Annotated in this window: 16 protein-coding genes and 4 tRNA genes; 19 read left to right on the forward strand and 1 reads right to left on the reverse strand. The window is 53.7% G+C overall.

Features of this window, described 5'->3' with window-relative positions; all coding sequences use genetic code 11:
• Positions 1-164: 164 nt before the first annotated feature.
• Together murB and birA are read left to right on the forward strand one after the other, a co-directional pair.
• On the forward strand, positions 165-1217 hold the full coding sequence (murB, locus tag H598_RS0122435; protein ID WP_245595646.1) for a UDP-N-acetylmuramate dehydrogenase: 1053 nt from the start codon (positions 165-167) through the stop codon (positions 1215-1217).
• On the forward strand, positions 1207-2166 hold the full coding sequence (gene birA / locus H598_RS0122440) for a bifunctional biotin--[acetyl-CoA-carboxylase] ligase/biotin operon repressor BirA (RefSeq protein WP_028115011.1): 960 nt from the start codon (positions 1207-1209) through the stop codon (positions 2164-2166). The genes murB and birA overlap by 11 nt, the downstream gene beginning before the upstream one ends.
• A 4-nt stretch (positions 2167-2170) precedes the next feature.
• Here the strand turns inward: birA and coaA are convergent, their stop codons facing one another.
• On the reverse strand, positions 2171-3121 hold the full coding sequence (gene coaA / locus H598_RS0122445) for a type I pantothenate kinase (protein WP_028115012.1): 951 nt from the start codon (positions 3119-3121) through the stop codon (positions 2171-2173).
• 199 nt (positions 3122-3320) lie between these two features.
• On the opposite strand from coaA, the gene H598_RS0122450 reads away from it, so the two are divergent.
• From H598_RS0122450 to H598_RS25315, 17 genes are all read left to right on the forward strand, one after another.
• A tRNA-Thr gene (locus tag H598_RS0122450) sits at positions 3321-3396 on the forward strand.
• 18 nt (positions 3397-3414) lie between these two features.
• Positions 3415-3499: transfer RNA gene (locus tag H598_RS0122455), tRNA-Tyr, on the forward strand.
• 38 nt (positions 3500-3537) lie between these two features.
• Positions 3538-3612: transfer RNA gene (locus H598_RS0122460), tRNA-Gly, on the forward strand.
• Between the two features lie 8 nt (positions 3613-3620).
• Positions 3621-3696, forward strand: a tRNA-Thr gene (locus H598_RS0122465).
• 111 nt (positions 3697-3807) lie between these two features.
• The gene (gene tuf / locus H598_RS0122470) at positions 3808-4992 is read left to right on the forward strand and encodes an elongation factor Tu (protein ID WP_028115013.1); all 1185 of its coding nucleotides are present in this window, start codon (positions 3808-3810) and stop codon (positions 4990-4992) included.
• 229 nt (positions 4993-5221) lie between these two features.
• Positions 5222-5593 carry a preprotein translocase subunit SecE gene (secE, locus tag H598_RS0122475; protein ID WP_028115014.1) on the forward strand — a complete coding sequence of 124 codons (372 nt, stop codon included), beginning with the start codon at positions 5222-5224 and terminating at the stop codon, positions 5591-5593.
• A gap of 3 nt (positions 5594-5596) precedes the next feature.
• Entirely contained in the window at positions 5597-6142 is a 546-nt protein-coding gene (gene nusG / locus H598_RS0122480; RefSeq protein WP_028115015.1) for a transcription termination/antitermination protein NusG, read from the forward strand.
• Positions 6143-6257: 115 nt separating this feature from the next.
• Positions 6258-6686, forward strand: a complete 429-nt coding sequence (gene rplK / locus H598_RS0122485) for a 50S ribosomal protein L11 (protein WP_028115016.1) — start codon at positions 6258-6260, stop codon at positions 6684-6686.
• A 4-nt stretch (positions 6687-6690) separates the two neighbouring features.
• Positions 6691-7395, forward strand: coding sequence for a 50S ribosomal protein L1 (gene rplA, locus H598_RS0122490; RefSeq protein WP_028115017.1), 705 nt, complete (start codon positions 6691-6693; stop codon positions 7393-7395).
• A 234-nt stretch (positions 7396-7629) separates the two neighbouring features.
• Positions 7630-8133, forward strand: coding sequence for a 50S ribosomal protein L10 (rplJ, locus tag H598_RS0122495; protein WP_028115018.1), 504 nt, complete (start codon positions 7630-7632; stop codon positions 8131-8133).
• 50 nt (positions 8134-8183) lie between these two features.
• On the forward strand, positions 8184-8549 hold the full coding sequence (rplL, locus tag H598_RS0122500; protein ID WP_028115019.1) for a 50S ribosomal protein L7/L12: 366 nt from the start codon (positions 8184-8186) through the stop codon (positions 8547-8549).
• A 231-nt stretch (positions 8550-8780) separates the two neighbouring features.
• A complete protein-coding gene (rpoB, locus tag H598_RS0122505) occupies positions 8781-12809 on the forward strand; it encodes a DNA-directed RNA polymerase subunit beta (protein ID WP_028115020.1) in 4029 nt (1342 codons plus the stop codon).
• Positions 12810-12888: 79 nt separating this feature from the next.
• Positions 12889-17088, forward strand: coding sequence for a DNA-directed RNA polymerase subunit beta' (gene rpoC / locus H598_RS0122510; protein WP_028115021.1), 4200 nt, complete (start codon positions 12889-12891; stop codon positions 17086-17088).
• Positions 17089-17339: 251 nt separating this feature from the next.
• Positions 17340-17714, forward strand: a complete 375-nt coding sequence (gene rpsL, locus H598_RS0122515) for a 30S ribosomal protein S12 (protein ID WP_028110710.1) — start codon at positions 17340-17342, stop codon at positions 17712-17714.
• A gap of 82 nt (positions 17715-17796) precedes the next feature.
• The gene (gene rpsG / locus H598_RS0122520) at positions 17797-18267 is read left to right on the forward strand and encodes a 30S ribosomal protein S7 (protein ID WP_028115022.1); all 471 of its coding nucleotides are present in this window, start codon (positions 17797-17799) and stop codon (positions 18265-18267) included.
• Between the two features lie 80 nt (positions 18268-18347).
• Complete coding sequence (gene fusA / locus H598_RS0122525; protein WP_028115023.1) at positions 18348-20447, forward strand: elongation factor G; 2100 nt, start codon at positions 18348-18350, stop codon at positions 20445-20447.
• 59 nt (positions 20448-20506) lie between these two features.
• Positions 20507-20703: GTP-binding protein (locus H598_RS25315; protein WP_035416481.1), on the forward strand; the 197-nt coding region annotated here is incomplete at its 3' end.

Here is a 20703-nt window from a genome sequence, read left to right on the forward strand (position 1 = left end):
GCGTTCGCAAGGGAACAGAGAGGAAAGTCGGGGGCCTGACAGAGGTTGATGCTAACCTAATGCCTTGACTGATGCTGAAAATATCGCCGCCGTCGTCGATTTTTGAAGGCAACTGCTATATTATCTGCCGCCTCGCACGACCGTAAAACCGCTTCGGAGACACAGTGGCATTAGATATTCGCACTAATTGCAGCCTTATTCCCTACCACAGCTTTGGCTTGCAAAGCACCGCAAAGGCCTTGGTGGAGGTTCACTCTGCCGATGAGTTGAGGCAGGCCTATTTTGCCCCTGATTACCAAGACGTTCCTAAGTTGGTATTGGGCAGTGGCAGTAATACCGTGTTTCTGCAGCCGTTTGAAGGCCTGATTATCATTAATCGTATTATGGGGCGCTCTCTGCAGCAGACGGAAGAGGGGGTGTTGGTGCACCTGGGAGCCGGAGAGGATTGGCACACTTCGGTGATGTGGTCACTGAGCGAAGGCATTCACGGGCTCGAGAACCTGGCACTGATCCCAGGAACTGCCGGTGCCGCTCCGGTACAGAATATTGGTGCTTACGGTGTGGAGTTTGCCTCGGTGTGCGCTTACGTCGACGTGATGGACATCGACACTGGCGCGATGCGCCGACTCGCGGCGGAGGCCTGTCAGTTTGGCTACCGGGACTCGATCTTCAAAGGCGAGTTGAAAGGCAAGGTGGTGATTGTCGGTGTCGGTCTGCGTTTGTCCCGAGACTGGCAGCCCCAATTGGGCTATGGGCCGTTGAAAACGCTGCAGAGCCGGCAGGCTTTAACCGCCGCAGTGGTTGCAGAGCACATCATGACGGTGCGTAAGCAAAAGCTGCCGGATCCCAAGTTGTTGGGCAATGCCGGCAGCTTCTTCAAAAACCCGGTAGTGAGCCAACCCTGCTATTTGGCGTTGAAGCGCCGCCACCCGGAGATGCCAGCGTTTGCCACTGGTTCAAATGGTGACATGAAGTTGGCGGCAGGCTGGCTTATTGATCAGGCTGGTCTGAAGGGGTACCGGCATCAAGGGGTAGGTGTGCATGAACAGCAGGCGCTGGTGTTGGTTAACTATGGCGACGGCACCGCCGACGATTTGATCGGTTTGGCGTCTAAGGTGGTGGCCGAGGTGGAGTCTCGCTTTGGCGTGACCCTGACTCCGGAGGTGAGATTGCTGGACCGCAGTGGCAACCAATGTTGGGGGGATCATGCCGAGTAACCGTAATCGCCATCAGCTGCTGCAGCGACTGATTGACGGCGAGTTTCACTCAGGGTCTACCCTGGCTGATGCCATGGGCATCAGCCGCACTGCGGTGAATAACCATATCCAGGCTTTGCAAGAGTTAGGGCTGGACATCTACAGCGTGAAAGGCAAGGGGTACCGGTTGGCGCGGAGTATTACTCTGTTGGATGCTGAAGCCATCGACGGCGGCTCTGGTCGAGTGTTTCTGCTGGATGACGTGAATTCCACCAACAGTTATCTGCTTGACCGCGTGGCCCAGCTCAACTCCGGTGACTGCTGCCTGGCTGAACGGCAGACGCAAGGGCGGGGGCGGCGTGGGCGCCAATGGGTGTCTCCCTATGCCGGTTCGCTGTATCTGTCGATGTATTGGCGGCTTGAGCACGGTGTGGCGCAATCGGCCGGGTTGAGCCTGGCTGTGGGGGTGTTACTGGTGGAGGCGCTTGAGAGCCTGGGCATTGCCGGTGTGGGGTTGAAATGGCCCAACGACCTCTACGTGGGGCCGAGCAAGCTGGCTGGAATTCTGGTGGAGATGCGAGGCCAGTTTGGTGAACCGGCGGATATGGTTCTGGGGTGTGGTATGAACGTGTCACTGGGGGCTCAGGCGGCGGCCGGCATCGATCGTGCCTGGACCGATCTGGCGAGTCACTGTGGCGACGATGTGGATCGCAACCGGCTGGCAAGTGCCGTCATTGCGCATTTGCAAGCCGGTTTGCGACAGTTTGAAGCCGAGGGCCTGGCAGGGTTCTTACCCCGATGGCAGAAATATGACCTGTTCTGGGATCGCGAGGTGAACATTCACCTTGGGGAGCGGGTCATTAGTGGTCGGGCAGTGGGCATTGACGAGCAGGGGGCATTGTTGCTCGAGTCAAGCGAGGGCCTGAAGAGTTACAACAGTGGTGAAGTAAGCCTCAGGCCGACGGTTTGAGGAATCAGCGGCGCATCCAGACGCGATCGACGTGGTGATCCTCGCCTTTGGTTAGAATCAGGTTGGCTCGACTGCGGGTGGGCTGAATGTTGCTGACTAGGTTGGGGCCGTTGATGTCGTCCCAGATCTTACTGGCAGTTTTGCTGGACTCGCTTTCCGACAACTTAGAGTAGTGGTGGAAATAGGAGTTGGGATCGGTAAAGGCGCCGTTTCTAAAGCTGTTAAAGCGTTCGATGTACCAGCGTTTGAGCAGATCATGGTGCGCGTCGACGTAGATAGAAAAGTCGACGAAGTCAGATACGAACAAGCGGTTGCCTGAGTCTGGGTAGTCATGGGCGGTCTGCAGTACATTCAGCCCTTCCAGAATCAGAATGTCCGGTTTACGAATGATGTGGTGCTGATCGGTTAACCGGTCGTACTCCAGGTGAGAGTAGATCGGCGCCTTGACCTCTTCTTTGCCGGACTTGATGTCCTTAACGAAGTCCAGCAGCATCTTACCGTCGTAACTCTGGGGAAAGCCCTTTTTGCTCAGCAGTTGCCGTTTGGTCAACTCCTTCAGGGGGTAAAGGAAGCCGTCGGTGGTCACCAGCTCCACCTTGGGGTGTTCTGGCCAACGCTGCAGCAGGGCCTGCAACAGACGGGCGGTGGTGCTTTTGCCGACGGCTACCGACCCGGCCACACTAATAATGTAGGGGCCTTTTTCCGGCTTCTTTCCCAGAAACTCTTCAACGACTTTACCGCGGCGCTGGTTGGCGTACACATAAAGGTTCAATAGCCTGGACAGGGGCAGGTACACCGTCTCTACCTCTTGCAGAGAGATGTCCTCATTGATGCCTTTTAACTTTTCCAGTTCGCCCAGGCTTAATGGCAGCGGCACAGCATCGCGCAATGCGGCCCATTGTTGCCGGGTGAACTCCAGGTAGGCATCCTGTGTTGTAGATGGATTTGCAGGCATATGAACTCCTTACGTGCGTTGGCAAAACTACACCATCGACCTGTAAAGGTACAGTACCGGATGCGCTGGAGGTGCGATTGCCCAATGAGGCAGCAATAAGACTATTTCTCAGCCAATCGAAACGATTACACTGCTTTTTTTAAAAATGGGCTTGCACTGTCTGAGCCAATTTCCTATTATGCGCTCCGCACAAAGCAATGCCGACTTAGCTCAGTAGGTAGAGCAACTGACTTGTAATCAGTAGGTCGCCAGTTCGATTCCGGCAGTCGGCACCATTGTTTTGTTTGGCTCGTGGAGGGGTTCCCGAGTGGCCAAAGGGATCAGACTGTAAATCTGACGGCTCCGCCTTCGAAGGTTCGAATCCTTCCCCCTCCACCATTTTTTCTCGGTTCGAGGTAGCCTGAAGATAGTTTTTAGCGGGCATCGTATAATGGCTATTACCTCAGCCTTCCAAGCTGATGATGCGGGTTCGATTCCCGCTGCCCGCTCCAAGAAATTTGCTGATATAGCTCAGTTGGTAGAGCGCACCCTTGGTAAGGGTGAGGTCCCCAGTTCAACTCTGGGTATCAGCACCATTTCTTTCCTCTCTTCACGCTGCGTCAATCCTTGTTTATACTCATACTCTTTCACGAGTATCTATCGTCAAACGTGGAAAACCACCACCTTGTTTGGATTGAGGCACTGTCATGTCTAAAGAAAAATTTGAGCGTTCGAAACCGCACGTTAACGTTGGTACCATTGGCCACGTTGACCACGGTAAAACCACTCTGACCGCAGCTATCACTAATGTACTGGCTAAAGTATACGGTGGTGAAGCTAAAGATTTCGCTTCTATCGATAACGCTCCAGAAGAGCGCGAGCGCGGTATCACCATCTCTACCTCTCACGTAGAGTACGATACTCCTACTCGTCACTACGCTCACGTTGACTGCCCAGGACACGCTGATTACGTTAAAAACATGATCACCGGTGCTGCTCAGATGGACGGCGCAATCCTGGTTGTTGCTGCGACTGATGGCCCAATGCCACAGACTCGTGAGCACATCCTGCTGTCTCGTCAGGTAGGTGTACCTTTCATCATCGTATTCATGAACAAGTGTGACATGGTTGATGACGAAGAGCTGCTGGAACTGGTAGAGATGGAAGTTCGTGAACTGCTGTCTGAGTACGAATTCCCAGGTGATGACCTGCCAGTAATTCAGGGTTCTGCTCTGAAAGCTCTGGAAGGCGAGAAAGAGTGGGAAGACAAGATCGTTGAGCTGGCCGAAGCCCTGGATACTTACATCCCAGAGCCAGAGCGTGCTATCGACGGTGACTTCATTCTGCCTATCGAAGACGTATTCTCCATCTCCGGTCGTGGTACCGTAGTTACCGGTCGTGTAGAGCGCGGTATCATCAAAGTTGGTGAAGAAGTAGAAATCGTTGGTATCCAAGATACCACCAAGACTACTTGTACCGGTGTTGAAATGTTCCGCAAGCTGCTGGACGAAGGTCGTGCCGGTGAGAACTGTGGTGTTCTGCTGCGTGGTACCAAGCGTGACGAAGTACAGCGTGGTCAGGTACTGGCTAAGCCTGGTTCCATCAACCCACACACTACTTTCGAGTCTGAAGTATACGTACTGTCTAAAGATGAAGGCGGTCGTCACACTCCATTCTTCAAAGGCTACCGTCCTCAGTTCTACTTCCGTACAACTGACGTAACCGGTACCATCGAGCTGCCAGAAGGCGTTGAGATGGTAATGCCAGGTGACAACATCAAGATGGTTGTTACTCTGATCTGCCCAATCGCGATGGACGAAGGCCTGCGCTTCGCTATCCGTGAAGGTGGCCGTACCGTTGGTGCGGGTGTTGTGGCTAAGATCGTAGAGTAAAACTCTGCTCTCAGCTAAAAAAGGGCGCCTAAAGGCGCCCTTTTTGCATTTGTCTGGCTGTGTGGCTTGTAAGCGCTATGCAGAATGAATAGAATCTAGGGCTGCTTTTTTAACGGTGGTAGCCGGGGTGTGGTAGCTCACCCAGCGGTCAGTGGATCCATACTCTGGCAGGCTGTCATCGCAACAACGGCGAACTTTGGATAGTTCACTGGTAGACGGGATTGTTGTAATGAGTACCAATATTGAAAATCAAGGTGGCTCCTTGGATACCCTGAAATGGGGTGTGGTCGTGCTGGTTTTACTGGCCGCCGTTGTCGGAAACTACTATTTTGATAGTGTCTCTGTTTTGGTTCGTGCCATTGGTGTTGTCGTTGCGATCGCAGCGGGCCTGGGCATCGCAGCCACGACAGTTAAAGGCAAGACAGCCTGGGAATTTGCTCAGGATGCTCGCCAGGAAGTTCGTAAGGTTGTATGGCCAACCCGTCAGGAAACCATGCAGACCACGTTGATTGTTTTTGCGGTTACCGCAATTCTGGCGTTGGTGCTGTGGGGCCTGGATGCGATCTTGGTTCGTTTGGTCGGCTTTATCACTGGGGTTTAATACATGTCTGAAGAACAAAACATGCGCTGGTACGTGGTGCAGGCTTTCTCTGGTTTTGAGTCACGTGTGGCCAAGACTCTGTTAGAGCATATCAAAATGCACGGTATGGAAGATCTGTTTGGTGAGGTACTGGTACCGACCGAAGAGGTGGTTGAGATGCGTGCTGGCCAACGTCGTAAGAGTGAGCGCAAGTTCTTCCCAGGCTACGTGTTGGTTCAAATGGAGATGAATGACGCTTCCTGGCACCTGGTGCGTAACACACCACGTGTAATGGGCTTCATCGGCGGCACCTCAGACCGTCCGGCTCCAATTACCGAGAAGGAAGCGAACGCCATTCTGAACCGTCTGCAGGAGTCCACCGAGTCTCCACGTCCGCGCACTCTGTTTGAGCCGGGCGAAGTGGTACGGGTCAATGACGGTCCGTTTGCTGACTTCAACGGCACCGTTGAAGAGGTGGATTACGAGAAGAGCCGAGTGAAAGTGTCGGTGCTGATCTTCGGTCGTTCCACTCCGGTAGAGCTCGATTTCTCTCAGGTCGAAAAGTCCTGATCAGAAATTCGACAAAAAAATTTGTTGAGGGGCCGCGTATTTGTATATAATCCGCTGCCCCTTTTTCACGGGGAGTCAGTGAACCTGACGCTAGAACCCAAATGAGGTATAGAAAATGGCTAAGAAAGTTACAGCTTACATCAAGCTGCAAGTAGCAGCCGGTGCTGCGAATCCGTCACCACCAGTAGGTCCAGCTCTGGGTCAACACGGTGTGAACATCATGGAATTCTGTAAGGCGTTCAACGCCCGTACTGAAAAGGTAGAGAAAGGTCTGCCGATTCCTGTTGTTATCACTGTATACGCAGATCGTTCCTTCACCTTCGTAACCAAGACTCCACCAGCTGCAGTTCTGCTGCTGAAAGCTGCTGGCCTGAAGTCCGGTTCCGGTCGTCCGAACACCGAGAAGGTAGGTACAGTAACCGACGCTCAGCTGCAAGAGATTGCTGAGACCAAGGCTGCTGATATGACTGGTGCCGATATTGAAGCTATGAAGCGTTCAATTGCTGGTACTGCTCGTTCCATGGGCCTGGTAGTTGAGGGATAAGACGATGGCTAAACTGTCTAAGCGCATGCGCGTTATCCGCGAGAAAGTTGACGCTACTCGCGAGTACGAAATCAACGAAGCCGTTGCTCTGCTGAAAGAACTGGCGACTGCCAAGTTCGTTGAGAGCGTTGACGTTGCTGTAAACCTGGGCGTTGACCCACGTAAATCCGACCAGAACGTACGTGGTGCTACCGTACTGCCTCACGGTACCGGTCGTGAAGTGCGCGTTGCTGTGTTCACCCAAGGCGCTAACGCCGAAGCTGCTAAAGAAGCAGGTGCCGACATCGTTGGTATGGAAGAGCTGGCCGCACAGGTTAAGAAAGGCGAAATGAACTTCGACGTAGTGGTTGCTTCTCCGGATGCAATGCGCGTTGTTGGTCAACTGGGTCAGATCCTGGGTCCACGTGGCCTGATGCCTAACCCTAAGACTGGTACTGTGACTCCTAACGTTGCTGAAGCGGTTAAAAACGCTAAAGCGGGTCAGGTTCGCTACCGTACCGACAAGAACGGCATCATCCACAGCACCATCGGTAAGGTTTCTTTCGACGCTGAACAGCTGAAAGAAAACCTGGAAAGCCTGCTGATCGCTCTGAAGAAGGCCAAGCCTGCTTCTGCTAAAGGTCAGTACATCCAGAAAGTAGCTGTGTCTACTACCATGGGTGCGGGTGTTACCGTAGACCAGGCGTCTCTGGAAACTCAGACCGCTTAAGTTTACAGGGCGCATAATTATCCGTATAATTCTGCGCCCTATAGGTCGAAGCCAGTTTACTGGCTTTCGTCCAAGACCGTAGGTGCCGCGAGGCTTAATTCCCTACGTAGACGGTGTCACAGGACCTAAGAAGATTTTTAATCTTCTGGAACCTTACCACCGTATCGCTCCCCAGAGATGGGGTTGTTAATTTCTAGGTGTCACAGCCTAGGTGGAATCCAGGAGTAAAAGCCAATGGCATTAGGACTCGAAGACAAGAAAGCAATTGTCGCTGAGGTCAACGAAGCTGCCAACGGTGCTCTGTCTGCTGTAGTTGCCGATTCTCGCGGCGTTACCGTAGGCAGCATGACTGCTCTGCGTAAAGAAGCTCGTGAAGCTGGTGTTGTTATGCGCGTTGTGCGTAACACCCTGGCCAAGCGTGCTGTTGAAGGTACTCCTTTCGAGTGCCTGACCGACGCATTCAGTGGTCCAACTCTGATCGCATTCTCTACTGAGCACCCAGGTGCTGCAGCGCGTCTGTTTAAAGACTTCGCTAAGTCAGAAGAAGCGTTCGAAGTTAAAGCACTAGCTTACGAAGGGGAACTGATCCCTGCCGAGCAAATTGACCGTCTGGCGAAGCTGCCAACTTACGACGAAGCAATTGCACAGCTGATGATGACCATGAAGGAAGCATCTGCTGGCAAGCTGGTTCGTACTCTGGCTGCTCTGCGTACTCAAAAAGAAGAGCAAGCTGCCTAATTCGGCTCGCTGCTTAAACTTTTTAAACTAATTTATTAGGATTGTTAGTAATGTCTATCACTAAAGACCAAATCATCGAAGCCGTAGCTGAAATGTCCGTAATGGACGTTGTTGAGCTGATCGAAGCTATGGAAGAAAAGTTCGGCGTTTCTGCTGCTGCTGCAGTAGTTGCTGGTGGCGGCGAAGCTGCTGCTGCTGAAGAGCAAACCGAATTTGACGTAATGCTGACCGGCGCTGGCGCTAACAAAGTTGGTGCTATTAAAGCTGTTCGCGGCGCAACCGGCCTGGGCCTGAAAGAAGCCAAAGCCATGGTTGAAGCTGCTCCAGTAGCAGTTAAAGAAGCTGTTTCTAAAGAAGAAGCAGAAGGTCTGAAAGCTCAACTGGAAGAAGCCGGTTGTTCTGTTGAGATCAAGTAAGCTATCCTATAGCTTACGAGCCTAAGCTTCGGCTTAGGTAAGGCTGGTGGTTTTTTAACCACCGGCCTTTTTGCGCTATAAAAAGCGCTGACAAACTTCCCACCGTTTGTCGCCGATCATAGGATCGCGGACCTGACAGAGATTACTGGTTGGGTTCTTGCACCCCGAGAGTGGCGTGTTGCAAGTCGAGTGGGCTCAGATGGGTCACCATAGAGCGAGAAGAGGAACCAAATGGTTTACTCCGATTTTCAAAAAAAACGCATCCGCAAGGACTTTGGTAAGCGTCCAAAAGTACTGGACATCCCTTACCTGCTGTCGATCCAGCTGGACTCGTTCCAAAACTTCCTGGAGCAGGATGCCGAGGGTGAGCGTGGTCTGGAAGCGGCTTTCCGCAGTGTCTTCCCGATCAAAAGCTTCTCCGGTTATTCCGAGCTGCAGTACGTAAGTTACAAGCTGGGCGAGCCTGTATTTGACGTTAAAGAGTGCCAGATTCGTGGCATTACCTACTCCGCACCTCTGCGAGTAAAGCTGCGTCTTGTTCTGATGGACAAAGAGAACGGCGGTGCCGTTAAAGACATCAAAGAGCAAGAAGTGTACATGGGCGACATTCCGCTGATGACCGAAAACGGCACCTTCGTCGTTAACGGTACTGAGCGTGTGATCGTTTCCCAGTTGCACCGTAGCCCGGGTGTGTTCTTCGACCACGACCGTGGTAAGACGCACTCTTCCGGTAAAGTTCTTTATAACGCTCGTGTTATCCCTTACCGCGGCTCCTGGCTGGACTTCGAGTTCGATCCAAAGGACAACCTGTTTGTTCGTATCGACCGTCGTCGTAAGCTGCCAGCTACCATCATGCTTCGTGCGCTGGGCTACAGCACCGAAGAGATGCTGGAGATGTTCTTCGAGAAGGTGGAATTCACCATCAAGAAGGACAAGCTGGTTATGGCTCTGGTTCCAGAGCGCCTGCGTGGTGAAACCGCCGTTTTCGACATCAAAGATGCCGAAGGTAACGTCGTGGTTGAAACCGGCCGTCGTGTGACTGCCCGTCATATCCGCGCCATGGACAAAGCCGGCCAGACTGAACTGGAAGTGCCAGTTGAGTACCTGGTAGGCAAGACTGTCGATAAAGATTACGTCGATGAAGCTACCGGCGAATTGCTGGTTGCCGCTAACCAGGAGATGAGCCTGGAAGACGTGGCCAAGCTGTCCCAGTCTGGTATCAAGTCATTCAAGACTCTGTACACCAATGACCTGGACCACGGTGCTTACATCTCCACCACCCTGAAAGTGGATTCCGCCCAAGAGCGTATGGAAGCTCTGGTTGAGATCTACCGCATGATGCGCCCGGGTGAGCCACCAACACGTGACGCGGCGGAAGCCCTGTTCCAGAACCTGTTCTTCTCCGAAGAGCGCTACGATCTGTCTACTGTTGGTCGCATGAAGTTCAACCGTCGCCTGGGCCGTCAAGAGTCCACCGGCGCCGGCATCCTGGACAAAGACGACATCGTCACCGTTATGAAGAAGATCATTGAGATCCGTAACGGCCTGGACGAAGTTGATGACATCGATCACCTGGGTAACCGTCGTATCCGTTCTGTAGGCGAAATGGCCGAGAACCAGTTCCGTGTCGGTCTGGTCCGGGTTGAGCGTGCCGTACGTGAGCGTCTGTCTCTGGGTGATCTGGACAGCCTGATGCCTCAGGACCTGATCAACGCCAAGCCAATTTCGGCGGCGGTGAAAGAGTTCTTCGGTTCCTCGCAGCTGTCCCAGTTTATGGACCAGAACAACCCGTTGTCTGAGGTGACCCACAAGCGTCGTATCTCAGCCCTGGGTCCTGGTGGTCTGACTCGTGAGCGTGCCGGTTTCGAAGTTCGAGACGTACACCCGACTCACTACGGCCGTCTGTGTCCGATTGAGACCCCTGAAGGTCCAAACATTGGTCTGATCAACTCCCTGGCGAGCTACTCTCGTACCAACGAGTACGGCTTCCTGGAGACTCCTTACCGTCGCGTCGTTGACGGTGTGGCTACCGAAGAGATCGATTACCTGTCTGCCATTGAAGAAGGTAACTTCATCATTGCACAGGCGAACGCCACCCTGGACGAAAACAACCGTCTGCCTCAGGACGAGCTGATCGCCAGCCGTCACAAGGGCGAGTCCGGTTTCCAGAGTGCCGATCAGATTCAGTACATGGATATTTCTCCGCAGCAGATCGTTTCTGTGGCGGCGTCACTGATTCCATTCCTGGAGCACGATGATGCTAACCGCGCCTTGATGGGTGCGAACATGCAGCGTCAGGCCGTTCCGACTCTGAAGGCCGACAAGCCTCTGGTTGGTACCGGCATGGAGCGCAACGTAGCCATCGACTCCGGTGTAACTGAAGTGGCCAAGCGTGGCGGCGTAGTGGACTACGTCGATGCCGGCCGCATCGTGATCAAGGTGAATGAAGATGAGCTGGTACCAGGCGAAGCCGGTATCGACATCTACAACCTGACCAAATACACCCGTTCTAACCAGAACACCTGCATCAACCAGCGTCCTATCTGTAACGTTGGTGAGCCGGTGACCCGTGGTGACGTACTGGCCGATGGCCCGTCCACCGACCTGGGTGATCTGGCTCTGGGTCAGAACCTGCGTGTCGCGTTCATGACCTGGAACGGTTACAACTTTGAGGATTCCATCCTGCTGTCCGAGCGTGTGGTTCAGGAAGATCGCCTGACCACCATTCACATTCAGGAACTGTCCTGTATTGCTCGTGACACCAAGCTGGGCTCCGAGGAGATCACCGCCGATATTCCTAACGTAGGCGAATCCGCTCTGTCCAAACTGGACGAGTCCGGCATCGTATACGTGGGCGCCGAGATGAAGCCTGGCGACATCCTGGTAGGTAAGGTGACTCCGAAAGGTGAAACTCAGCTGACTCCAGAAGAGAAGCTGTTGCGTGCCATCTTCGGTGAGAAGGCGTCCGACGTGAAGGACTCCTCTCTGCGCGTGCCTAACTCCGTGTTCGGTACCGTCATCGATGTACAAGTCTTTACCCGCGACGGCGTGGAAAAAGACAAGCGTGCCATCGAGATCGAAGAGATGCAGCTGAAAGAAGCCAAGAAGGATCTGACTGAAGAGTTCAGCATCCTGGAAAATGGCGTCTTCGACCGTGCCCGCAACCTGCTGCTGAACTCCGGCATGACCGAAGCTCAGCTGGAGAAGATGGATCGCGCCAAGTGGCTGGAACTGCCTCTGGATGACGAAGCCAAGCAGACTCAGCTGGAGCAATTGGCCGAGCAGCACGAAGAGCTGCGCGCCGAATTCGATAAGAAGTTCGAAATCAAGCGTCGTAAGATCACCCAGGGTGATGATCTGGCGCCTGGCGTTCTGAAGATCGTTAAGGTGTACCTGGCCGTTAAGCGTCGCATTCAGCCTGGTGATAAGATGGCCGGTCGTCACGGTAACAAGGGTGTAATTTCCACCATTGTGCCTGTTGAAGACATGCCACACGACGAAACCGGTACTCCGGTAGACATCGTACTGAACCCGCTGGGTGTACCATCGCGTATGAACATCGGTCAGATTCTGGAAGTTCACCTGGGTGCGGCAGCGCGTGGTATCGGTACCAAGATCACCGCCATGATGGAGCAGCAGAAGGCCGTGGCCGAACTGCGTGACTTCATGCAGCAGGCGTACGACCTGGGCGAGACTCAGCAAGTGGTTGACCTGAACACCTTTACCGACGAAGAAGTGATTCGTCTGGCGAAGAACCTGCAGGGCGGTATGCCAATCGCCACGCCGGTATTCGATGGTGCTAAGGAAGCCGAAGTTAAGGACCTGCTGGCCCTGGCTGACTTGCCGAACTCCGGTCAGATCACCCTGTATGACGGTCGTACCGGTGACTCCTTCGAGCGTCCTGTAACCGTGGGTTACATGTACATGCTGAAGCTGAACCACCTGGTTGATGACAAGATGCACGCTCGTTCCACCGGTTCTTACAGCCTGGTTACTCAGCAGCCGCTGGGTGGTAAGGCTCAGTTCGGTGGTCAGCGATTCGGTGAGATGGAAGTGTGGGCACTGGAAGCATACGGTGCCGCTTACACTCTGCAGGAGATGTTGACTGTGAAGTCGGATGACGTGAACGGTCGTACCCAGATGTATAAGAACATCGTTGACGGTAACCACTCCATGCAGCCTGGTATGCCTGAATCCTTCAACGTACTGTTGAAAGAGATCAAGTCCCTCGGTATCAACATCGAGCTGGACCAGGAATAAGCCATCCGCTGACGCGGAACTTAAGTGTGCTCCGCCTGCGGGCGGGGCACCGAAGTTAAACCTCCACTAGGAGATGAACGTGAAAGACTTACTCCAGTTTCTGAAGAAGCAGAACAAGTCTGAAGAGTTTAACGGTATCAAGATCGGTCTGGCGTCCCCGGACATGATCCGTTCTTGGTCTTTCGGTGAAGTTAAGAAGCCGGAAACCATTAACTACCGTACCTTCAAGCCTGAGCGCGACGGCCTGTTCTGTGCGCGTATCTTCGGCCCGGTAAAAGACTACGAGTGTTTGTGCGGTAAGTACAAGCGCCTGAAGCACCGTGGTGTTATCTGTGAAAAATGTGGTGTTGAGGTAACTCAGACCAAGGTACGCCGTGAGCGTATGGGCCACATCGAGCTGGCCAGCCCGGTTGCCCACATCTGGTTCCTGAAATCACTGCCGTCCCGCATCGGTTTGCTGCTGGACATGACTCTGCGTGACATCGAGCGCGTGCTGTACTTCGAAAGCTACGTAGTGATCGAAACCGGCATGACTTCTCTGGAAAAAGGTCAGATGCTGACCGAAGAGGAGTACCTGGATGCCCTGGAAGAGCACGGCGATGAGTTCGACGCCCGCATGGGTGCCGAAGCGATTCTTGAACTGCTGCGCGCCATCGATCTGGAAGCCGAAATCAACGAAATGCGTGAAGAGTTGCCTCAAACCAACTCCGAAACCAAGCGCAAGAAGCTGACCAAGCGTTTGAAGCTGATGGAAGCCTTCCACCAGTCCGGCAACAAGCCGGAGTGGATGATTCTGGCGGTTCTGCCAGTTCTGCCACCGGATCTGCGTCCTCTGGTACCGCTGGACGGCGGCCGTTTCGCGACCTCGGATCTGAACGATCTGTACCGTCGTGTGATTAACCGTAACAACCGTCTGAAGCGTCTGCTGGACCTGGCTGCTCCCGACATCATTGTCCGCAACGAAAAGCGTATGCTGCAGGAATCTGTAGATGCGCTGCTGGATAACGGTCGTCGCGGTCGTGCCATTACCGGTTCTAACAAGCGTCCTCTGAAGTCCCTGGCCGACATGATCAAGGGTAAGCAGGGTCGTTTCCGTCAGAACCTTCTGGGTAAGCGTGTGGATTACTCCGGCCGTTCGGTAATTACCGTAGGTCCGACTCTGCGCCTGCACCAGTGTGGTCTGCCTAAGAAGATGGCACTGGAGCTGTTCAAGCCCTTCATCTACGGCAAGCTGGAAGGTCGTGGCCTGGCCACCACCATCAAAGCCGCCAAGAAGATGGTTGAGCGTGAAGTTCCAGAAGTATGGGACGTTCTCGATGAAGTGATTCGTGAGCACCCGGTACTGCTGAACCGTGCACCTACTCTGCACCGTCTGGGTATCCAGGCGTTTGAACCTGTACTGATTGAAGGTAAGGCGATTCAGCTGCACCCTCTGGTCTGTGCGGCGTACAACGCTGACTTCGATGGTGACCAGATGGCGGTACACGTACCGCTGACTCTGGAAGCTCAGCTTGAAGCTCGTGCCCTGATGATGTCCACCAACAACATCCTGTCACCTGCTTCCGGTGATCCTATCATCGTACCGTCTCAGGACGTGGTACTGGGTCTGTACTACATGACCCGTGAGAAGATCAACGACAAGGGTGAAGGTATGGTGTTTGCTTCCGTTGAGGAAGCCGAGAAAGCCTACCGCACCAAGACGGCAGCACTGCACGCTCGAGTGAAAGTACGAATCCAGGATTCCTACAAGACCGAAGACGGTGAGATCAAAGAAGAGAGCAAGATCATCGATACCACCGTTGGTCGTGCCATTCTGTCCATGATCCTGCCGCACGGTATGTCTTTTGACCACATCAACAAAGATATGGGCAAAAAGCAGATCTCCGGTGTTCTGAACAGCTGCTACCGTATTCTGGGCCTGAAGCCGACCGTCATCTTTGCTGACCAGCTGATGTACACCGGTTTCCACTACGCCACCCTGTCCGGTACCTCCGTAGGTATCAACGACATGGTGATCCCAGAAGCCAAGAAGACCATTATCGAATCTGCCGAAGAGGAAGTGACTGAAATTCAGGAACAGTTCCAGGCAGGTCTGGTAACCGCAGGTGAGCGTTACAACAAAGTAATCGACATCTGGGCCAGCGCCAACGAGAAAGTCTCCAAGGCGATGATGGAAAACCTGAAGACCGAAACCGTTGTCAACCGTGATGGCGAAGAGGAAGAGCAGGGCTCCTTCAACAGCATTTACATGATGGCCGACTCCGGCGCTCGTGGTAGTGCGGCGCAGATTCGTCAGCTGGCCGGTATGCGAGGCCTGATGGCTAAGCCGGATGGCTCCATTATCGAAACCCCGATTAAAGTGAACTTTAAAGAGGGTCTGTCGGTAGCGGATTACTTCATCTCCTCTCACGGTGCTCGTAAAGGTCTGGCGGATACCGCACTGAAGACCGCGAACTCCGGTTACCTGACTCGTCGTCTGGTGGATGTGGCCCAGGATCTGGTGATCATCGAGAGCGACTGTGGTTCCGAAGAGGGTCTGACCGTTAAGCCGCTGATTGAAGGCGGTGATGTGGTTGAGCCGCTGCGTGAGCGCGTACTGGGTCGAGTCATCGCCAAGGACGTGATCAAGCCAGGCACCGAAGACGAAGTGCTGCTGCCTCGTAACACCCTGCTCGACGAGAAGATGTGTGACATCCTCGAAGAGTTCTCGGTGGACGAAGTACTGGTACGCTCCGTGATTACCTGTGAGACCGACTTCGGCGTTTGTGCCCACTGTTACGGTCGCGATCTGGCCCGTGGCCACATCGTTGGTAAGGGTGAGGCCATTGGTGTGGTTGCCGCTCAGTCTATTGGTGAGCCGGGTACCCAGCTGACCATGCGTACCTTCCACATTGGTGGTGCGGCATCGCGTGCGTCTGCCGAATCCAACGTACAGGTGAAGAACGCGGGTAGCATCAAGCTGCACAACGCCAAGTTCGTAACCAACTCCGAAGGCAAGATCGTGGTGACCTCCCGTTCAACCGAACTGGCGATCATCGATGACCTGGGTCGTGAGAAAGAGCGTTACAAACTGCCTTACGGTGCCGTTCTGGAGAAAGGTGAAGATCAGGCGGTTGCCGCCGGTGACATCATCGCTAACTGGGATCCGCACACGCACCCAATCATCACCGAAGCGGAAGGTCAGATTAAGTTCGTTGACATGATCGACGGCGTGACCATGAAGCGGGAAACCGATGAGCTGACCGGTCTGAGCCGTATCGAGATCCTGGATCCGAACGAGCGTACCAGTGCCGGTAAAGAGATGCGTCCAGCGGTTAAGCTGCTCGATGCTTCTGGCAACGACATCCTGATCCCGGGTACCGAAGTTGCGGCCCAGTACTTCCTGTCCGGCAAAGCGATTGTTGGTGTGGAAGATGGCTCTCCGGTTAACGTGGGTGATGCCCTGGCCCGTATTCCTCAGGAATCCGGCGGTACCAAGGATATTACCGGTGGTCTGCCACGAGTGGCCGACCTGTTTGAAGCCCGTAAGCCGAAAGAGCCTGCGATTCTGGCTGAAATTACCGGTACCATCTCCTTCGGTAAAGAAACCAAAGGCAAGCGTCGCCTGGTGATCACTCCTCACGATGGTGCCAAGCCATACGAAGAGATGATTCCTAAGTGGCGTAACCTGAACGTGTTTGAAGGTGAAAAAGTGGAGCGCGGCGAAGTGATCGCCGATGGTCCGGAAGCACCGCACGACATTCTGCGTCTGCGTGGTGTCCGTGCCGTTGCCAACTACATCGTCAACGAAGTTCAGGAAGTGTATCGTCTGCAGGGCGTGAAGATTAACGATAAGCACATCGAGGTGATCATTCGCCAGATGCTGCGTAAGTGCATCATCTCCAGCGCTGGCGATTCCGATCTGCTGGAAGGCGAACAGGCTGAAGTGGCCCGGGTTAACATCATTAACCGCGAACTGCTGGCCGAAGGCAAGCAGCCGGCCACCTTCGAGCTGGAGCTGTTGGGTATCACCAAGGCCTCGCTGGCCACCGAATCGTTCATCTCTGCGGCTTCCTTCCAGGAAACCACTCGAGTACTGACCGAAGCGGCGGTAAGTGGCAAGCAAGACGACCTCCGTGGTCTGAAAGAGAACGTGATCGTGGGTCGTTTGATTCCTGCGGGTACGGGCTATGCTTACCACGAGCAGCGTAACGCCAAAGAGGAGCCGGTGGCTCCGGTGGTCACTGCTTCCGAAGCGGAGCAGAACCTGGCTGACCTGCTGAATGCAGCGGACGACTAAGCCTCTTAGTTGAAGGTACGAAAAGGGGCGCTTCGGCGCCCCTTTGTTGTTTTGTGTGGCGGGTAGAGAGCGTAGAAACTTTGTTCATGCTGAATGTGGGCCGCAGACAGGATTTATTTTGCTGTGAAAGGCCAAACACATTGGCTAAATCTTGACACCCGCTCACTAGGTGCTTAAAATTCCGCGTCCCCTTTTTTGGGATCGATTTTTCGCACCTGAAAATGAGTAGTAAACATCAATTGGAGTAATCAATGGCTACTGTTAACCAGTTGGTACGCAAGCCTCGCCAATCGAAAGTCGTAAAGACTAACGTTCCGGCTCTGGAAGCGTGTCCACAAAAACGTGGTGTATGTACTCGTGTGTACACCACCACCCCTAAGAAGCCGAACTCTGCACTGCGTAAAGTGTGCCGTGTTCGCCTGACCAACGGCTTCGAAGTGACTTCCTACATCGGTGGTGAAGGTCACAACCTGCAAGAGCACTCTGTTGTTCTGATCCGTGGCGGTCGTGTAAAAGATTTGCCAGGTGTGCGTTACCACACCGTTCGTGGCGCTCTGGATACCGCTGGCGTGAGTGATCGTCGCCAAGGCCGTTCCAAGTACGGTGCCAAGCGTCCTAAGTCTTAATGGTTCTCCGTTAAGTAAGGCCAAGCAACTTTAATTTCGTACATCCTGTTTTGGATATACCTGAAGCAATCGGAGAATTCCCATGCCAAGACGTCGCGTCGTAGGTCAACGTAAAATTCTGCCGGATCCTAAGTTCGGATCTGAGCTGTTAGCTAAATTTGTAAACGTGGTTATGCAGGACGGCAAAAAGTCTACTGCTGAGCGCATCGTATACGGTGCACTGGAAGCGGCTGCTGCCAAATCCGGTAAAGACCACATCGAAATGTTTGAGACTGCACTGGAAAACATCCGCCCAGCCGTCGAGGTTAAATCTCGTCGTGTAGGTGGTTCAACCTATCAGGTGCCGGTTGAAGTTCGTCCAGTCCGTCGTAACACCCTGGCCATGCGCTGGTTGGTGGAAGCTGCTCGTAAGCGTGGCGAAAAATCGATGGCTCTGCGTATGGCAGGTGAACTGCTTGACGCATCCGACAACAAAGGTTCTGCGGTTAAGAAGCGTGAAGACGTTCACCGTATGGCCGAAGCCAACAAGGCATTTGCCCACTACCGTTGGTAAGCTTGCCGGCGCAGCACTCAAAGTGCTGCGCCTGTTTTGCATTTTTCCCGGAACCTGGTTCCGGGTGAGAGGAAGAAATCGTGGCTCGTACAACTCCACTAGAGCGCTACCGCAACATTGGTATTTGCGCTCACGTTGACGCCGGTAAAACCACCACCACTGAGCGGGTGCTGTTTTATACCGGACTGTCTCACAAAATCGGTGAAGTACACGATGGCGCCGCAACCATGGACTGGATGGAGCAGGAGCAGGAGCGTGGTATCACCATTACCTCTGCTGCGACCACCACCTTCTGGCGTGGTATGGAAGGTCAGTACCCTGAGCATCGCGTAAACATCATCGACACCCCCGGACACGTGGACTTTACCATCGAGGTAGAGCGTTCCCTGCGTGTGCTGGATGGTGCAGTGGTGGTTTTCTGTGGTTCCTCTGGTGTTGAACCTCAGTCTGAGACCGTATGGCGTCAGGCTGACAAATACCAAGTGCCTCGCATGGTGTTCGTCAATAAGATGGACCGTGCCGGCGCAGACTTTGAGCGAGTTGTTGAGCAAATCCGTGATCGACTGGGAGCCACTTGTGTGCCTATCCAGCTGAACATCGGTGCTGAGGACGAATTCAAAGGCGTAATCGACCTGATCAAGATGAAGGCCATTAACTGGAACGAAGCGGACCAGGGCATGACCTTTAGCTACGATGAGATCCCTGCTGAGCTGGCCGATCAGGCCGCGGAATGGCGGGAGTATCTGATCGAGGCTGCTGCAGAAGCTTCTGACGAGCTGATGGATAAGTACCTGGAAGAGGGTGAACTGTCCGAGCAGGAGATCAAGCAGGCGTTGCGCACTCGTACCCTGAACAACGAAATTGTTCTGGCCACCTGTGGTTCTGCATTTAAGAACAAAGGTGTACAGGCTGTTTTGGACGCAGTGGTCGAATTTCTGCCCGCCCCCATTGACGTGCCAGCCATTAAAGGTCTCGACGAGCGTGACAACGAAGTCGAGCGCCACTCAGACGACAACGAACCGTTCGCGGCGTTGGCGTTTAAGATTGCGACCGACCCTTTCGTTGGTACCCTGACTTTCTTCCGCGTTTACTCTGGTGTGGTGAGCACCGGCGATACCGTTTTCAACTCTGTTAAAGAGAAGCGAGAGCGGTTCGGTCGTATCGTGCAGATGCACTCTAACGATCGTAAAGAACTGAAAGAGGTTCGCGCTGGCGACATCGCAGCAGCAATCGGTCTGAAAGATTGCACCACAGGTGATACCCTGTGCGATCCAAACCACAAGGTGGTTCTGGAGCGTATGGAGTTCCCTGAGCCAGTCATTCAGATCGCGGTCGAGCCTCGTACTAAGGTTGACCAAGAGAAGATGGGTATTGCCCTGGGCAAACTGGCTGCCGAAGATCCGTCCTTCCGTGTGGAATCCGACGAAGAATCCGGCCAGACCCTAATCTCTGGTATGGGTGAGCTGCACCTTGATATCATTGTTGATCGAATGAAGCGTGAGTTCAGCGTTGACTGCAACGTTGGTAAACCTCAGGTGGCTTACCGTGAAACTATCCGCTCTAAGGTGGAAGTGGAAGGTAAGTTCGTTCGTCAGTCCGGCGGTCGCGGTCAATACGGTCACGTATGGCTGAAGATGGAGCCGAACGAAACGGGCGAAGGCTTTGAGTTCGTCAACGAAATTGTGGGTGGTGCGGTTCCTCGCGAATACATCCCCGCAGTGGAAAAAGGCTGTAAAGAACAGATGGACATGGGTGTCCTGGCCGGCTATCAAATGCTGGACGTCAAAGTCACCCTGTTCGATGGATCGTTCCACGATGTTGACTCCAACGAAATGGCGTTTAAGATCGCGGGGTCCATGGGCTTCAGAAAAGGTGCCCTGGAAGCCGATCCGGTTCTGCTCGAGCCGATGATGAAGGTAGAGATTACCACTCCAGAAGATTGGATGGGTGATGTCGTAGGTGACGTAAACCGTCGCCGCGGTATGATCGACGGTATGGATGATGGTCCTGCGGGACTGAAAATCATCCGCGCTAAGGTGCCATTGGCTGAAATGTTTGGCTATGCTACTGATCTGCGTTCCGCTACCCAAGGTCGCGCTTCCTACTCCATGGAATTCCTGGAGTATAACGAAGCACCGCAAAACGTAGCTCAAGCTGTAATCGATGGCCGACTAGGCTAATTCACTTAGACTCGGATTAATGTCTTTCCGAGTCCTTTGAACATTGAAAGGAACACGACGTGTCTAAAGAAAAATTTGAACGTTCGAAACCGCACGTTAACGTTGGTACTATCGGCCACGTTGACCACGGTAAAACCACTCTGACTGCTGCTATCACCAACGTACTGGCTAAAGTATACGGTGGTGAAGCTAAAGATTTCGCTTCTATCGATAACGCTCCAGAAGAGCGCGAGCGCGGTATCACCATCTCTACCTC

The sequence above is a fragment of the Ferrimonas kyonanensis DSM 18153 genome (assembly GCF_000425405.1).
Lineage (GTDB): Bacteria > Pseudomonadota > Gammaproteobacteria > Enterobacterales > Shewanellaceae > Ferrimonas > Ferrimonas kyonanensis.

Excerpts from the sequence above, each read along its gene's own strand:
- birA (WP_028115011.1), top strand. The coding sequence starts at position 1,207 with ATGCCGAGTAACCGTAATCGCCATCAGCTGCTGCAGCGACTGATTGAC.
- coaA (WP_028115012.1), bottom strand. The coding sequence starts at position 3,121 with ATGCCTGCAAATCCATCTACAACACAGGATGCCTACCTGGAGTTCACC.
- tuf (WP_028115013.1), top strand. The coding sequence starts at position 3,808 with ATGTCTAAAGAAAAATTTGAGCGTTCGAAACCGCACGTTAACGTTGGT.
- secE (WP_028115014.1), top strand. The coding sequence starts at position 5,222 with ATGAGTACCAATATTGAAAATCAAGGTGGCTCCTTGGATACCCTGAAA.
- nusG (WP_028115015.1), top strand. The coding sequence starts at position 5,597 with ATGTCTGAAGAACAAAACATGCGCTGGTACGTGGTGCAGGCTTTCTCT.
- rplK (WP_028115016.1), top strand. The coding sequence starts at position 6,258 with ATGGCTAAGAAAGTTACAGCTTACATCAAGCTGCAAGTAGCAGCCGGT.
- rplA (WP_028115017.1), top strand. The coding sequence starts at position 6,691 with ATGGCTAAACTGTCTAAGCGCATGCGCGTTATCCGCGAGAAAGTTGAC.
- rplJ (WP_028115018.1), top strand. The coding sequence starts at position 7,630 with ATGGCATTAGGACTCGAAGACAAGAAAGCAATTGTCGCTGAGGTCAAC.
- rplL (WP_028115019.1), top strand. The coding sequence starts at position 8,184 with ATGTCTATCACTAAAGACCAAATCATCGAAGCCGTAGCTGAAATGTCC.
- rpoB (WP_028115020.1), top strand. The coding sequence starts at position 8,781 with ATGGTTTACTCCGATTTTCAAAAAAAACGCATCCGCAAGGACTTTGGT.
- rpsL (WP_028110710.1), top strand. The coding sequence starts at position 17,340 with ATGGCTACTGTTAACCAGTTGGTACGCAAGCCTCGCCAATCGAAAGTC.
- rpsG (WP_028115022.1), top strand. The coding sequence starts at position 17,797 with ATGCCAAGACGTCGCGTCGTAGGTCAACGTAAAATTCTGCCGGATCCT.